1 protein-coding gene is annotated in these 558 nt (G+C 35.8%); it reads right to left on the minus strand.

What is annotated here, in order from left to right; translation table 11 throughout:
* Positions 1-36: 36 nt before the first annotated feature.
* The gene (tnpA, locus tag ACWNT5_RS24250; protein ID WP_456518860.1) at positions 37-492 is read right to left on the minus strand and encodes an IS200/IS605 family transposase; all 456 of its coding nucleotides are present in this window, start codon (positions 490-492) and stop codon (positions 37-39) included.
* Positions 493-558 lie beyond the last annotated feature (66 nt).

Consider the following 558-nt stretch of genomic DNA (forward strand, 5'->3'; position numbering starts at 1 on the left):
GTAAATAATCCTCGGGGCAAGCCCCGAGGCATTAGATTAGAATAGATCTAACTGATCTGTTTTATGTAACACTTCATATTCTTTTTCCTTGCCTTGATTTTTTACATATTGAGCAATGATTTTCTCATTACTGTGACGACCAACAGTATTAATATAAAATCCACTACCCCAAAAAGCCCCTCCCCAAAGTGCACGTTTAACGCCTGGAGCTTGGGAAAATATTTCTCTTGCAGTAATACTTTTTATTGTACGAACAATCTTAGTTGGACTATAACTCGGAACACTTTGTAATAGAAAATGTACATGATCTTTATCTGAACCTATCTCAAGAAAATGAATCTCATACCTATCTTCAATATCCAAACAAGTCCTTTTTAAAATCCTATCTACCTTTGGACTTAAAACAAAGCGACGATATTTGGTAGAGCAAACCAAATGATATAACAACAGGGAAACATTGTGACTTTTATGAATATGGATGCTTGAGCTCACGCTCAAGATTACTATTTTTTTTCATGCGAGGCAAGCCTCGGGGTATTAAACCCTCCCAGAATAAAA

The sequence above is a fragment of the Aquimarina sp. 433 genome (genome assembly GCF_054054605.1).